Source organism: Sandaracinus amylolyticus, assembly GCF_021631985.1.
Classification (GTDB): Bacteria; Myxococcota_A; Polyangia; order Polyangiales; family Sandaracinaceae; genus Sandaracinus; species Sandaracinus amylolyticus_A.
In genome coordinates this window covers 2,297,001-2,310,715 of record NZ_CP070225.1, presented here as the reverse complement: position 1 = coordinate 2,310,715, position 13,715 = coordinate 2,297,001, and the positions used below count along the sequence as shown (strand labels likewise).

The 13,715-nt window shown below is 72.0% G+C and carries 13 protein-coding genes; 4 read left to right on the top strand and 9 right to left on the bottom strand.

Annotated features, from left to right (window positions below; all coding sequences use genetic code 11):
* The first annotated feature begins 32 nt into the window (after positions 1–32).
* Both I5071_RS09495 and I5071_RS09490 read left to right on the top strand, forming a co-directional pair.
* On the top strand, positions 33–569 hold the full coding sequence (locus tag I5071_RS09495; RefSeq protein ID WP_236605094.1) for a hypothetical protein: 537 nt from the start codon (positions 33–35) through the stop codon (positions 567–569).
* 11 nt (positions 570–580) lie between these two features.
* On the top strand, positions 581–1,981 hold the full coding sequence (locus tag I5071_RS09490; RefSeq protein ID WP_236605093.1) for a phospholipase C: 1,401 nt from the start codon (positions 581–583) through the stop codon (positions 1,979–1,981).
* 38 nt (positions 1,982–2,019) lie between these two features.
* Here I5071_RS09490 and I5071_RS09485 read toward each other — a convergent pair whose 3' ends face one another.
* Both I5071_RS09485 and I5071_RS09480 read right to left on the bottom strand, forming a co-directional pair.
* Complete coding sequence (locus I5071_RS09485; protein WP_236605092.1) at positions 2,020–3,480, bottom strand: sigma-54-dependent Fis family transcriptional regulator; 1,461 nt, start codon at positions 3,478–3,480, stop codon at positions 2,020–2,022.
* A 53-nt stretch (positions 3,481–3,533) separates the two neighbouring features.
* The gene (locus tag I5071_RS09480) at positions 3,534–4,388 is read right to left on the bottom strand and encodes an MBL fold metallo-hydrolase (protein WP_236605091.1); all 855 of its coding nucleotides are present in this window, start codon (positions 4,386–4,388) and stop codon (positions 3,534–3,536) included.
* A 232-nt stretch (positions 4,389–4,620) separates the two neighbouring features.
* Here I5071_RS09480 and I5071_RS09475 point away from each other — a divergent pair, with 232 nt between their 5' ends.
* Positions 4,621–5,376 carry a sterol desaturase family protein gene (locus I5071_RS09475; RefSeq protein WP_236605090.1) on the top strand — a complete coding sequence of 252 codons (756 nt, stop codon included), beginning with the start codon at positions 4,621–4,623 and terminating at the stop codon, positions 5,374–5,376.
* Between the two features lie 49 nt (positions 5,377–5,425).
* On the opposite strand, the gene I5071_RS09470 is transcribed toward I5071_RS09475, so the two are convergent.
* The 3 genes from I5071_RS09470 to I5071_RS09460 all read right to left on the bottom strand — a co-directional run bounded on the left by I5071_RS09470 (position 5,426) and on the right by I5071_RS09460 (position 9,837).
* A complete protein-coding gene (locus tag I5071_RS09470; RefSeq protein WP_236605089.1) occupies positions 5,426–6,526 on the bottom strand; it encodes a hypothetical protein in 1,101 nt (366 codons plus the stop codon).
* 82 nt (positions 6,527–6,608) lie between these two features.
* The gene (locus I5071_RS09465; RefSeq protein WP_236605088.1) at positions 6,609–8,933 is read right to left on the bottom strand and encodes a VWA domain-containing protein; all 2,325 of its coding nucleotides are present in this window, start codon (positions 8,931–8,933) and stop codon (positions 6,609–6,611) included.
* 88 nt (positions 8,934–9,021) lie between these two features.
* Positions 9,022–9,837 (bottom strand): TetR/AcrR family transcriptional regulator, encoded by an 816-nt coding sequence (locus I5071_RS09460; protein WP_419249646.1) that lies wholly within the window; start codon positions 9,835–9,837, stop codon positions 9,022–9,024.
* A gap of 75 nt (positions 9,838–9,912) precedes the next feature.
* Between I5071_RS09460 and I5071_RS09455 the strand changes: the two genes are divergently transcribed.
* Positions 9,913–10,305 carry a VOC family protein gene (locus I5071_RS09455; protein ID WP_236605086.1) on the top strand — a complete coding sequence of 131 codons (393 nt, stop codon included), beginning with the start codon at positions 9,913–9,915 and terminating at the stop codon, positions 10,303–10,305.
* A gap of 19 nt (positions 10,306–10,324) precedes the next feature.
* On the opposite strand, the gene cysC is transcribed toward I5071_RS09455, so the two are convergent.
* The 4 genes from cysC to ruvX are packed head-to-tail and all read right to left on the bottom strand — an operon-like array spanning position 10,325 to position 13,603.
* On the bottom strand, positions 10,325–10,933 hold the full coding sequence (cysC, locus tag I5071_RS09450; protein ID WP_236605085.1) for an adenylyl-sulfate kinase: 609 nt from the start codon (positions 10,931–10,933) through the stop codon (positions 10,325–10,327).
* Positions 10,930–11,958: a DUF72 domain-containing protein gene (locus I5071_RS09445; RefSeq protein WP_236605084.1), complete on the bottom strand. Its 1,029-nt coding sequence runs from the start codon at positions 11,956–11,958 to the stop codon at positions 10,930–10,932. Before I5071_RS09445 ends, cysC begins: the two co-directional genes overlap by 4 nt.
* Before the next feature lie 2 nt (positions 11,959–11,960).
* Positions 11,961–13,103 carry an endolytic transglycosylase MltG gene (gene mltG / locus I5071_RS09440; protein WP_236605083.1) on the bottom strand — a complete coding sequence of 381 codons (1,143 nt, stop codon included), beginning with the start codon at positions 13,101–13,103 and terminating at the stop codon, positions 11,961–11,963.
* On the bottom strand, positions 13,100–13,603 hold the full coding sequence (ruvX, locus tag I5071_RS09435; RefSeq protein WP_236605082.1) for a Holliday junction resolvase RuvX: 504 nt from the start codon (positions 13,601–13,603) through the stop codon (positions 13,100–13,102). The genes mltG and ruvX overlap by 4 nt, the downstream gene beginning before the upstream one ends.
* Positions 13,604–13,715: the final 112 nt, after the last annotated feature.

Here is a 13,715-nt window from a genome sequence, read left to right as displayed (position 1 = left end):
CGGGTCAGCGATTTGACGCATCATCGCGGCGCATGGCTCGCGCCCGCACCGCGCTCTTCGCCCTCGCGCTCGTCGCGTGCGGCACGCGCGCGTCCGAGGCGCCACGCGAGCACGTCGCATCCGACGCCGACTTCCTGCACTTCGACCACTGGATCGCGTTCGACCGCGGCCCCGACTCGGTCCCGCCGATCCATCCCGGAGGCGTCAGCACCGTCTACCTGAGCGCGCGTCCGCCCCAGGGCGCCCGCGAGTTCCCGGTCGGCACGACGATCGTGCGCCTGACGCGCGGCCCCGACGCCACGCACTGGGAAGCCCACGCGATGGTCAAGCGCGGCGCGCCCTACAACGCGAGCGGCGCCCGCGGCTGGGAGTTCTTCGAGCTCCACCTCGACCTCGGCGACGACGGGATCCGCGTCCCGCACATCCAGTGGCGCGGCGAGAGCCCGCCGATGGGCGACGGCTACACGGCGCCGCAGGGCGGCGCGCTCCTGAGCTGCAACCACTGCCACTCGACCGCCGACGCCAACGACTTCGTGCTCGGACCCGAGCTCGATCTCCGCACCTTCTGACGAGGCCCACGATGCGACGCGCGCTCCTTCCAGTCGTGCTCTCGACCACACTCTTCGCCGCGTGCGGCGACGACGATGCCGCGCCCACCGACGCCGGCGTCGACGCATACCGAGAGCCCTACGACGCCGGACCGTACGAGCGCATCCCCGAGAGCGAGGCCGCCGCAGGCCGCGAGTCGTGCACGTTCACGCGCGGCGCGATGCCCTGGGAGACGATCGGCGCGGAGCATCCGATCGGCGGCGACATCCCGATCCGCCATTGGTTCCTGCTGATGCAGGAGAACCGCTCGTTCGATCACTACTTCGGCACGATGCCCGGCGTCGAAGGCCTGCCCGCCGAAGGCGCGACGAACCCCGACACCGGCGGCGCGCCGGTCTCGACGTTCCACCAGACCGAGTACTGCACCAGCGACACCGGCCACAGCTGGAACGCGGGTCACACCCAGTGGAACGGCGGCGCGAACGACGGCTTCGTGCGCCAGAACGATCCCGACGGTCGACGCGCGATGGGCTGGTACGACGGCTCCGATCTGCCGTTCTACTGGGACCTCTACCGCACGTTCGCGATGAGCGATCACCACCACTGCTCGATGCTCGGGCCGACGTGGGTCAACCGCGAGTACTCCCTGAGCGGCACGTCGTTCGGTCTCGTCTCGAACGACGCCATCCCGCGCGAGAACCTCCCCGCGGAGGGCGATCACATCATCTACCAGCAGCTCGATCGCGCCGGCGTGTCGTGGCGCATCTACTACGAGACCGTGCCCTTCGTGTACGGCGCGTATCCGCACTGGGCGCTCGCACCGGCGCAGCGCGTGCGCATCCGCTCGTACGATCACTTCGCCGCCGATCTCGCGAGCGGCGACGTCGCCGAGGTCACGTACATCGATCCCTCGTGGGACTTCGCGCAGGGCATCGACGCGCACGACGAGCACCCGCACGCCGACGTGCAGAACGGCCAGGCGTGGATCCGCGAGATCGTCACGATGATCATGGCGAGCCCGATCTGGCGCGAGTCCGCGATCATCCTGACCTACGACGAGTGGGGCGGGTTCTACGATCACGTGCCTCCCCCCGAGGCGTGCCCGCCCGGCGATCACGCGCCCGCGCTCGGTCCCTCGCACGCCGCGGGCGACTTCGATCGCCTCGGGTTCCGCGTGCCGCTCGTCATCGTGAGCCCGTACTCGCGACCCGCGCACGTGTCCGATCGCGTCACCGATCTCTCGAGCGTCGTGCGCCTCCTGCAGGCGCGCTACCTGCTGCCCGCGATGAGCGCGCGCGACGCGAACGCGTGGCCGATGCTCGACATGTTCGACTTCTCGAACGCCGCCTTCGCGACGCCGCCCCAGCTCGCCGAGGCACCGATCGACGAGGCGCGTCTCGCGGCGTGTCGCGCCGCGTTCCCCGAGGACTGATCGCTCGGGACCTGCGGGTCGAGCACTCCGGCAAGGACTCACTCCCGCATCGCGCGCGCGATGGTGTTCCGCGAGACGCCGAGCCGGCGCGCAGCTTCGCTGCGATTGCCGCCGAGGGCCTGCACCGTCGCGCGCACGTACTCGCGCATCGCGTCGTCGAGCTTCTGGTTCGGCGCGAGCACCACGGCGTCGCGCGCCTCGCGCTTCGGCTCCGCGCCCCCGCGCTGCGCGGGGAACCTCGAGCGCCGAATTGCTCCATCCGGCGCGAGCACCAGCGCGCTCTCGATCCAGTGCTCGAGCTCGCGCACGTTGCCGGGCCACGCGTGCGCGCGCAGCGCGTCGAGCGCGTCCTCCTCGAAGCGCGGCTCGGGCCGTCCGTGCCGCTTCGCGTACAGATCCGCGAAGTGACGCGCGAGCCGCTCGATCTCGTCGGGCCCGCGCGACGCGAGGCGCGGCACCTCGATCTCGAGCACACGAATTCGATAGTAGAGGTCGCGCCGGAAGCGCCCCTCCTCGACCGCGCGCTCGAGGTCGTGGTGGGTGGCGCAGAGCAAGCGCACGTCGGCGCGCAGCGTCTCGCGCCCACCGACGCGCTCGAACACGCGGTCCTGCACGAAGCGCAGCAACTTCCCCTGGATCTCCGGCGGAAGATCGCCGATCTCGTCGAGGAAGAGCGTGCCTCCGCTCGCCATCTCCACGCGCCCGCGCACCCGTCGATCGGCGCCGGTGAACGCCCCGCGCTCGTGCCCGAAGAGCTCGCTCTCGACCAGCTGGGGCGGCAGCGTCGTGCAGTCGACCGTCACGAAGGGCCCGTCGCGCCGCGGCGAGTTCACGTGGATCGCGCGCGCCAGCAGCGTCTTGCCGGTGCCGGTCTCGCCGCGCAGCAGCACGGTCGCGTCGGTCTGCGCCGCGAGGCCCACGCGCTCGTAGACCGCCTCCATCGCGGCACCACGGCCGACGATCCGGTTGAACGGACCGCGCAGCACGAGCCCGGGCCCGCTCGCGTCGTCGGGCCGCAGCGTGGTCATCGCGAGCGCGCGACCGAGCTCGCGCCCCAGCACGTCGAGGTACGCCGCGTCCTCCGCGTCGAACGCACCACTCTTCGCGTTGAGCACCTGCACCACGCCGCGCACCGGCGCGCTCGCGTCCTCGCGGATCGGCGCGGCGAGGATCGATCGCGTGGTGAACCCGGTCACGCGATCGGCGCTGGGATCGAAGCGCGGATCGCGCGACGCGTCGTCGATGCGCAGCACCTCGCCGGTGCGCGCGACCGTGCCGACCACGCCCGCGCCGATGCGCTGCCGCAGCGCGGGCAACTCGGGCAGCACCGCGACCCGTGTCACGAGGTCGCCCTCCTCCGCGTCGACCAGCCAGATCGACGCGCGCTCCGCGCTCATCGCCGACGCGAGCGCGTGGGCGGCGCTCGCGAGCCACGCGTCGAGATCGATCTCGCGCGCGAGGGTGGACGCGAGCTCGACGAGGAGCGAGAGCCGGGTCATCGAGCGCGGATCATACGACGCGCGCTCGTCGTCGTACGCGCTCGCTGCGGCGCTCACGCCGCCCTCGCCTCGCTCCTCCCTCCGAGGCCGATCACCATGCCCTCGCGCGCCGCGATCGTGCCGTGGCGCCGCTCCGCCGCGACGCGCTCGATCGCCTCCACCGCGTCGTCGTCGCGCTGCGGATCGTGGTGGAACAGCACGAGCTGCCCCACGCGCGCCGCGTCCGCCACCGCGACGCCCGCGCTCCACGTCGAGTGGCCCCACCCGATGCGCGTCGCGTGCTCCTCGTCGCTGTCCATCGCGTCGTAGATCAGCACGTCGGCATCGCGCGCGAGCTCCACCAGCGTCGCGTCGGGCTCGCCGCCCACGACGTGCTCGGTGTCGGTCGCGTACACCACGCTCCGCCCCGCGTGCTCGATGCGCCACCCGAGCACCCCACCCGGATGCGCGAGCCGCGCCGCGCGCACGATCACGTCGTCGATCGCGACGTCGCGGCCGAGCGCGATCTCTTCGAACGCGATGGTCGCGCGCATGTCCTCGAGCCGCACCGGGAAGTGCGGCGGCATCATCTGCGCGGCGATCGAGCCCTCGAGCGAGAGCCCCGGCGTCGACGTCGAGGGCGCGCCGCGCATCGTGACGCGCCGCCCGGGGATCCACGCCGGCGCGAAGAAGGGCAGCCCCTGGATGTGATCCCAGTGCAGATGCGAGAGCAGCACCTGCACGTCCTCCACGCCCTCGCGCGCGAGGCGATCGCCGAGCCCCCGCGCGCCCGTGCCGACGTCGAGCACGACCACACGATCGCCGCAGCGCACCTCGACGCAGCTCGTGTTGCCGCCGACGCCCGCAGTGCGCGGGCCGGGCGATGCGATGCTCCCGCGCACGCCCCAGAACCGGATGTCGATGCCCATGTCCGCCGCCTTCCCGAGGACGCCGCCCGACTGCCGGAGCGCTGGACGGTCTTCGAGTCCTCGCGAGGCGTCGATTGCGATGCTCGTGCCGCGCGCGATCCGTTGACGAAACAACGATCATCCGCGCGCGTCGCACCATCCTGGAGCAGCGATACGGCGCACCCTGCTCTCTCACGGCGCACCCCCGACGCGGCTCGACCGATCCCCCTGCCCGGTCGTAGTCTCGGCCGCCATGATCCTGCGTCTGCTCGGCATTCCAGAGACTCCGCTCAACCAGTTCGTCTTCCTGACGATCGCGGGTCTCACGCTGTACTTCACGCTCTCGGGCCTCAGCTATCTGATCTTCTTCGTCTGGGGCAAGGAGCGCTTCCACCCGACGTACACGCCGGACGCGAAGGCCAATCGCGCCGCGCAGAAGTGGGGTGTCATCGGCACGATCGGCAACGTCGTGCTGATGATGCCGTTCCACATCCTCATCGCGAGCGGGCACAGCCGCATCTACTGGGACATCGGCGAGTACGGCTGGGGCTGGCTCGCCGCGAGCTTCGTCCTCTACCTCGTGTTCACCGAGACGTGCATCTACTGGGCACATCGCTGGCTGCACACGGACAAGGGCTATCACTGGCTCCACAAGTACCACCACGAGTGGCGCGTCACGACGTCGTGGGTGAGCATGGCGTTCCACCCGCTCGACTCGTTCCTGCAGGCGCTCCCGCATCACCTCTTCGGCTTCATCTTCCCGCTCTACGGGCCGATCTACCTGGTGATGGTGAGCTTCGTGTCGGTGTGGTCGGTGATGATCCACGACCGCGTGTCGTTCGTGCGGTTCAAGTGGATCAACTACACGGGCCACCACACGCTGCACCACTGGTACTACGACTACAACTACGGGCAGTTCTTCACGTTCTGGGACCGACTGATGGGAACGTGGAAGGACCCCGAGGCCGTGGAGAAGTCGGGCGAATTGCCCGAAGGCGTCCTGCGCTGAGCCAGACGACGACTGGCACTCTCGCGAATCGAGAGTGCCAGTCTCGAATTCAGCGCTCGGTGCAGAGCACTCCCTCGGCGCACGTCCCGCCGTCGCAGAATCCCGAGAAGCAATCGGCGTCACTGGTGCACGCCGAGCCGATGCTCTGCACCGCGCGGCACGTCCCACTCGAGCACCACGCGTCGCGCCCGCAGCGGTTGTTCGGACAGGGCTCGCCCGCGCGCGGGAGCGCGACGCAAGTGCCCTCGAAGTCGCCCATCGCGAGATCGACTCCTTCGCAGGTGTGATCGAACGGGCAGGGATCGGGGAACCCGAGGTTGCACGCGCCGCCCGAGGTCGACGCCGCGACGCACTCGAACACCGGAGTCGTCCCCGCGGTCACGCCGATGAGCGCGCACGACACGCCGCTCACGCACAGCGGACCGTTGTCGGGATCACACGTCGCGCCGATCGCCGCGGTCTGGGTCGCGGGGAGCGAGCGACAGAGCCCGGTGCGACCCTCGGGCATCGTCGCGCTCGGCTCCTGCTGGCCGAGGCACACGAGCCCCGCGGCGCACTCGATCTCGGTGCCGCCACCGCACGCCGCACCTTCGCGCGCGGGCGCCTGACACGTGCCGCCGAGACAGCGCAGCGCGGCCTGGCACTCGTCGTCGCCCTCGCACGCGCTGCCGCTCGGCACGCGCGCCTGACAGGTGCCCGGGCACGTCAGCTCGATGCGGCAGAACGCGTCGCCGGCGCACTCCTCGTCCAGCGCGCACGCGCCGCCCGCCGCGACCGTGCCCACGAAGGCGTCCTCGCACGCCGGGAGTGACGCGCGATCGATCGCCGCGCACGACGCATCGGCCACCGCGTCGACGCACTCGCGCGCCGCCGCGCCGTCGTACTGCACCGTGCCCGCCGCGATCGCCGCCTCGATCTGCGGCAGCGACGCCTGCTCGAGCGTGCGCTGCGCGCTGCCGACGCAGTCGGGCCCCGCGAGCGCCTCGACGAGATCCGGCCCGTAGCAGCGCTCGATCGTCGCGCAGGTCGCCTCGGCCGACTCCGCGCCGTACTCGTCGAGCGTGATGCTGCCGCCGCCCTCGTCACAGCCGGTCGTCCACGCGCACACCGCCAGCCACGCCGCGATCCCGATCGCTCGTCCCTCGCGCATCTCCACCCCCTCTCGCGTGACGAGGAGGATCGCACGACGCGCGCCGCGCCGTCTCGATCACGGCGCGCGTCCCGTGCTGCGCTCAGCCGCGACGGCGTCGCATCGCGACGAGCGCGAGGACGAGGAACGCCCAGCCCGTCGCGCCCGGCCCGAGCGCCGGCTGCACGCTGCATCCACAGCCCGACGACGCGGGCCGCACCACCGCTCCACCGTCCGCAGCGATGCCCGCGTCGCCGCCGCCGATCCCGGCGTCGCCGCCCGCCGTCCCGAAGGTGACGACTACGGTCACGCTCGCGCTCTCTCCGTCGTCGTCCTCGAGCACCAGCGTCACGTCGTGCTCGCCGCGCGCCTCGTAGGTGTGGCTCACCTCGAAGCGCCCGCCCTCGACCGGTCCGTCGACCACCTCGGTGCCGTCGCCCCAGTCGACCGAGAGGACGTGCGCATCGTCGACGCCGGGATCCGAGTAGGTCCCGCGGAGCGTGATCGCGCCCTCCGCGTCGGCGACGTAGGGGCCCGGCTCGAGCGTGATCTGCGGCGCGGCAGGCCCGATCGAGACTGCGATGTCGCGGGGCGCGAGCGTCGCGCGCGGGCCGCGGCTGTCGTCGACGACCGCGCCCACCGAGAGCACGAAGTCACCGTCGTCGCGCGCGATCAGCGTGAGGCTCGCGAGCTGTTCGACCGCGAGCTCCCACACGCCCGCGTCCACCGACTCGCCCGCCGAGAGCGAGACGCCCTCGGGCACGCCCTCGACGCGCACGATGCCCGAGAACGTCGCGCCCGACCCCGCGCCGATCTCGACCCCGAGCGCCACCGGCGTGCCCTCGGTGCCCGTGACCTCGACCGGGGTGGAGAGCAGCGGCGCCGCGACCACGTCGAGCGAGACCTGCGCGCTCGCGCCGAGCGGGTCCGGCGCATCGCCGGTGATCCCGTCGTCGACGACGTCGTACGCGAATCCGTCGGACGTGATCGCGACGGTCGGAGGCGTGTACACGAGCTGACCGTCGACCCACGCGAGCACGCCACCCGCCGTCGTGCTCGACGGCGTCGTGATGGTGAGCGCCTGCTCCGTCTCGAGCGGTCCCGCGCTGTCGTTCGCGAGCAGCGTCGCGGGCGAGATCGAGACCGGACGATCGTCGTACACGACCAGCGAGTCGTCGCCGGACGTCGGCGCGTCGTTCACCGGCGTGACGGTGATCATGACCTGCTGCGAGAGCGGCCCATCGCCCGCGTCGGCAGCGAGGCGCAGCAGCGCGCTCCCGTGATGGTCGGGCGCCGGAACGAAGGCGAGCGTCGCGAGCGCCGCCTGCATCGCGGTGAGGCTTCCGGTGTACGAGAGGCTCGCGGTGCCGCTGCCGGTGCCGGTGAGCGCTCCGTCGTCGAGCTCGAGCGTGCCCGCGGCCGCAGGATCGAGGGTGATCGTGAGCGCGTGCGGCGCGAGGTACGGGCCGTCGAGCTCGATCGCGTCGGCGCCCGTCAGCGCGCGCGACGTGTCCTCGGTCGTCGTGATGCTCGCCGGCACGGTCCACGCGAGGTCGGTGACGCGCCCTTCGAGCGTGACCGTCGCAGAGCCCGTCGTCCCACCGAGCCGCGGCCAGTCGAGCCGGAACACGTTGTCGCCGGGCGCGAGCACGAAGGGCGGCAGCGCGACGCGCTGGTTCGCGCCGTACGTCACGGTCGCGGTGGTGGCGTCGGGCATCGTCGCGGTCGCGCTCGTGGAGACCGCCGCGAGCTGCGCCGCCACCGCCGCCGCGCTCTCGTCGAGCGCGTCGAGCGCGCTGATGAACACGGTCGTCGCGCCGGTGCCGCGCGTCGCGATCAGCGCGAGCTCCGACGCGCGCGCCTCGCCGAACCCGAGGGCGTACGCGAACCCCCCGGCGGCCGCGAAGGGCGAGATCGCGTTCGTGATGTCCCCGGTGGCGCACGTGCAGTAGCCGTCGGTGATCACGATGAGGACTCGCTGCACGCCGACCCGGGCCCACGACGTCAGGTGGCTCGTCGCCGTGGTGATGCCCATCGCGGTCGCGGTGCTGCCGCCGGGGAACGTGCGTTGGCCGAGGGCTTCGTCGATCCGCGTCGGGTCGCTCGTCAGCGGCAGCGTGAGGCGTGCGTACGACGAGTACTTCACCACGCCTACGCGGATGCCTCGCTCGAGCGGCAGCGCACCCGCCAGGCCGCGAACGGCGGCGGAGATCTGCGCGAACTCCGCGCCGTCCACCGACCCCGACTCGTCGATGACCAGCATGATGTCGAGACCGCGCCAATTCGCGGTGACCTCGACCGGCGGGCCGACGTTCCAGACGCTGCCGTCGGCTTGATCGAACGTGATGGTCTGGGCGTGCGCGGTGGGCGCGAAAGCGAAGAGGACGAACGCTGGGATCAGCAGCGCGAATTCTGTTCTCGATGTCATCGTGCGACGAGACTAACAGAGCACGATTCGACTTGACGACCTCGCGTGACGATCTTGCGCACGTCGGCGGTCGCTCCATCGTCGAGCCTCACGCGCGACGTGGCTTCGATCGCTTCGGCTTCGCCGAGGTCCCCGACGCGCGGCGCGTGATCAGCACCTCGAGGCCGTCGAGCACGCGCTCGAGCCCGAACGCGTACGCGTGCTCGGGCGAGTACGCGGCGCCGTGCGCCTCGCCCGCCGCCGCGCCGACGCGCGCCGCGACCGGGAACCTCGTCGGGTCGAGCACGCGCGCGAGCAGCGGCGCGTTGGCGGCCCACCACGCCTGATCGGCCATCGCGCTCTCGCGCTCCGCGGCGCGCTCGTCCACCGCGGCGCTCGCGCACGACGCGACGAACCCGAGCACGAACGTCAGCGCCGCGTCCATCTCGACGTCGTCGAGCCCCGTGCCCTCGAGCGCGCGGAGCTCGTGATCGTACTTCGCCATGAGCCCCGGCCCGAGCGGAGGCCGATGGGTCGCGACGCGAGCGAGCCAGGGATGACGTCGATGGAGCGCGAGGTTGTCGTCGGCGACCTCCGCGATCCGCGCGCGCCACGAGGCCCCGCGCGGTGTGCTGCGCGGCATCGTGCGGTACGCGTGATCGACCATCAGATCGAGCAGCTCCGCCTTGCCCGGCACGTACGTGTAGAGCGCCATCGGCGCGACGCCGAAGCGCTGCGCGAGCGACCGCATGCTCAGCGCATCGATCCCGTCGGCGTCGGCGAGCTCGATCGCGGCCTCGACCACCGCGTCGATCGAGAGCGTCGGACGCGGCCCGCGTTGCGGCGCGTCGAGCTCGCGCGAGGCACGCCAGAGCAGCTCGAGCGTGCGCGCGGGATCGCCGGCGCCAGTGCGCTCGCGGGCCATCAGCGGCGCCCTCCGTCGCTTGCCGAGCATCTCCGTACACCGTATAGCGTACACCGTACGGAGGAGGACGGCAGCATGCAGATCACTCGCTCGGCGCTCTCGCTCAACGTCGACGACGTCACCGCATCGGCGGAGTTCGTGAAGAAGCACTTCGGGTTCACCGAGGACATGGCGGCGGATGGGTTCGTCTCGCTCTCGCGCAGCGACGCGGGCTTCAACCTGATCTTCCTCCGGACCGGGCTGGCCTCGTTCAAACCCGAGGCGATGAAGGGCCGGCGCGCCGACGGGCTGCTCGTCGCGTTCGTGGTCGACGACGTCGATCGCGAGTACGCGCGGCTGCGCGCCGAGGGTGCCCCGATCGTCACGCCGATCGAGACCGAGGCGTGGGGCGAGCGGTACTTCCAGGTCGAAGACCCGAACGGCGTGATCCTGCAGCTCGTGCAGTGGGTCGATCCGCCGCAGGCGTGAGCATCGAGCGCGGCGCGCGTCACCGCGGGACGATCCCGCGGACCTCGAGCATCTCGACGATGCGCGCCGCGTTCACGTCCGCGCCCACTCCGTCGTGGCCCACCACCAGCTCGGGCGCGTCGGGCGGCTCGTACGGCGAGTCGATGCCCGTGAAGTCGCGAATCTCGCCGCGGCGCGCCTTCGCGTAGAGGCCCTTGGGGTCGCGTCGCTCGCACTCCTCGATCGACGTCGCGACGTGGACTTCGAAGAACTGCCCCGCGGGCACGATCGAGCGCACGCGCGCGCGGTCGGCGCGGAACGGCGAGATGAACGCGGTGAGCACGACGAGGCCCGCGTCGGTCATCAGCTTCGCGACCTCGCCGATGCGCCGGATGTTCTCCTCGCGATCCTTCGCGCCGAAGCCGAGATCCGCGTTGAGCCCCATGCGCACGTTGTCGCCGTCGAGCACGTACGCGCCGACGCCGCGCTCGACGAGCGCGCGCTCCACGCGACGGCACAGCGTGCTCTTGCCCGACCCCGAGAGCCCCGTGAGCCACACCGTCGCCGCGCCGTGCCCCAGCGCGCGCGCACGATCCGCCGCGCTCACCTCGCCCGCGTGCCACGTCAGGTTGCGATCCGATCCGCTCATCGAGCCAATCTCTCCGCGAGCGCGCGCACCGTCCACGGTGAGCTGCCCTCGACCTTGTTGTTGACGATCACGTAGAGCTCCGCGCCCGCGTCCTCGCACTCGCGCGCGAGGCGGATCACGTCGGCGCGCATCTCGGGATCCGGCGCGACCAGCGTGTCGAAGGGCTCCATCGCGGCCTTCTGCGCTTCGTACTGCGCGTCCTGCGGGAGCATGAGGCGCGCGATCGCGATCGGACCGAGCGGCGCGCCCGCGATCTCGCGCTGCATCGAGATCGGCGGCATGCGCGACCAGTGGTTCCACACGTGGCTCGCGCCGTGCGCGCGCAGGAGCTCGACGTGACGACGCGTGAGGAGGCGCTTGTCGCGCAGCTCGACCGCGTAGTGGAAGTGACGAGGCACCTCTTCGAAGAATCGCGCGAGCTGGCGCTCGAACGTCGGTCGGTGCGGCAGCTTCGGGGGCGGCGGGATCTCGAGCACGAAGGCGCCGAGGTGACGACCGAACGCACGCGCGACCGGCTCGGCGATCAGCTCGCGGAACACGCGCGCATCGAGGAAGTGCGGGTTGAGCTGACCTGCGCGCGCGCCGTAGCGCGGATGCGAGGGATAGGAGACCGTCGTGATCTCCTCCCAGACCTTCATCGCGCATCGGAACCCGTCGGGGAGCTGCGCCGCGTACGCCTCGAGCTCGTGCTCGGGGATCGGCGCCCAGAAGCTGCGATCGATGCCGACCGTGCGGAAGAGCGGGAACTGCGCGTACTCCTCGAGCGAGCGCTGGGTGAACACGCGCTCGTTGGGATAACGACGGCGGTACACGTGCCCGGCCCATCCCGGGAAGGTCCAGCTCGAGGTGCCGAGCCGCACGTGGCGCGGCAGGCGCGACGCCAGCGCGACCAGCGTGGGATCGGGCGCGGGGATCGGATCGAGCTCACCGCGGCGAGGACGAGGCGCGATCGGGCGCGGAGGAGGAGGAGACGGCGGAGGCGTCTCGCCGCCGAACAGATCGAGCTGCGTGCCCTTGCGATGCACGATCACTCGTCCTGCGCGTCGCGCACCCGCGCGGTCGTGCGGCTGTGCTCACCGAGCGTGCGGCTGAACGCGTGACGTCCTCCACCGCGCGCGACGAAGAACAGATAGTCGTGGCGCGCCGGCGCGAGCACCGCGCGCAGCGCATCGAGCCCGGGGTTGCTGATCGGCCCCGGCGGGAGCTGCTCGCGGCGGTACGTGTTGTACGGGTTCGCGGGATCGTGGGTCATCGCGCGGCTGATGCGACCGCGGAACCCCGCGCACGAGGGCGCGAGATCGGGGAACGCGAGACAGCCGTACGAGACGGTCGGATCCGCGTCGAGCCGATGCGGCACGAACGTGGGATCGCGAAGGCGATTGAGGAACACGCCCGCGATGATCGGCTGCTCCTCGCGCGCAACCGCCTCGCGCTCGACGATCGACGCGAGCACGATCGCCTCGTGCGGGCTCCAGCGCAGATCGCGCTCGAGCGTGGCGAGCCCCGACGCGAGCTCGCGCAGCACCGGCGTGGTGCGGCGTCGATGGTTCGTGACCATGCGCCGTACGACGTCGTGCGCGCTCATGCCCTCGGCGAGCTCGTAGGTGTCGGGGAAGAGATAACCCTCGGCGGTCGGCCCGGGGATCTCGAGCTCGTCGAGCAGCGCGCGGTCCTCGGTCGCCTCGAGGAACGCATCGCGCGAGCACACGCCCCAGCGATCGAGGCGCGCGGCGAGGTCGTAGCGGTGGAAGCCCTCGGGCACGAGCACTTCGACCGACGCGGTGCCGAAGCCGTGCGCGATGCGCTGCACGACCTCGCGCGGGCTCATGTCGTCGGTGAGCACCACCGTGCCGGCGCGGAGGTGCTCGTCCGCGCCGACGAGGCGGGCGTAGATCGCGAAGATCCACGGGCGCTCGATCACCCCCGCGCTCGCGAGGCGCGCGGTGAGATCGCCGAAGCGCTCGCCCGAGGCGATCGTGATCTCGGTCGCGCGCCCGGTGCCCGAGGCGCGCTGCTTCGGATAGACGATCAGGATCGCCGCGATCGCCGCGACCGCGAGGCCCACCAGGACGAGCAGCGCGACCGAGGCGACGCGGAGCGCGCGCGGCTCGGACGCTCGCCCTGCCCGTGACCCGCGCCGCGGGCTGCGTGCGGCTCGCTTCGCGCTCACGGCTCCTCGTCGTCGCGCGCCTTCGCCCTGGCGCGCGCGGCCTTCGCGCGCTGCGCCTCGAGGTACGACTCGAGCAGGAGCGCGGCCGCGATGCGATCGACCTTGCCCCGGCGATCACGGCTCGACGCGCCACCGGCCGCGAGCGCGCGATGCGCGGCCTGCGACGTCATGCGCTCGTCCCAGAGCACGACGCGGCGCCCGCTCGCCTTCGCGATCGCCCGCGCGAGCGATCGCGCATGGCGCGACGAGGGCCCTTCTCGACCGTCGAGCCCGAGCGGGAGGCCGACGACGATCTCGCCCGCGTCCTCCTCCTCGGCGACCTTCGCGATCGCGCGCGCGGTCGCCTCGTCCGACACGTGCTCGATCGTGTCGCGCGGGGACGCGAGCATCCCTTCGTCGTCGGCGACCGCGACGCCCACTCGCCGCGTGCCGGGATCGATGCCGAGCCGTCGCAAACGCCCTCGCGCGTCGGTGTACCAGCCACGCGCGCGGCTGGCCAACGTCCGTCCCGCCCGTTCGACCGGGCCGGGTCAGCGGGCGCGATCGCGCGACCGCGACCAGGAAAGTAAACGGCTCCGGTACGCCTCGATCACCGGCTCGAGCTCCGAGGGG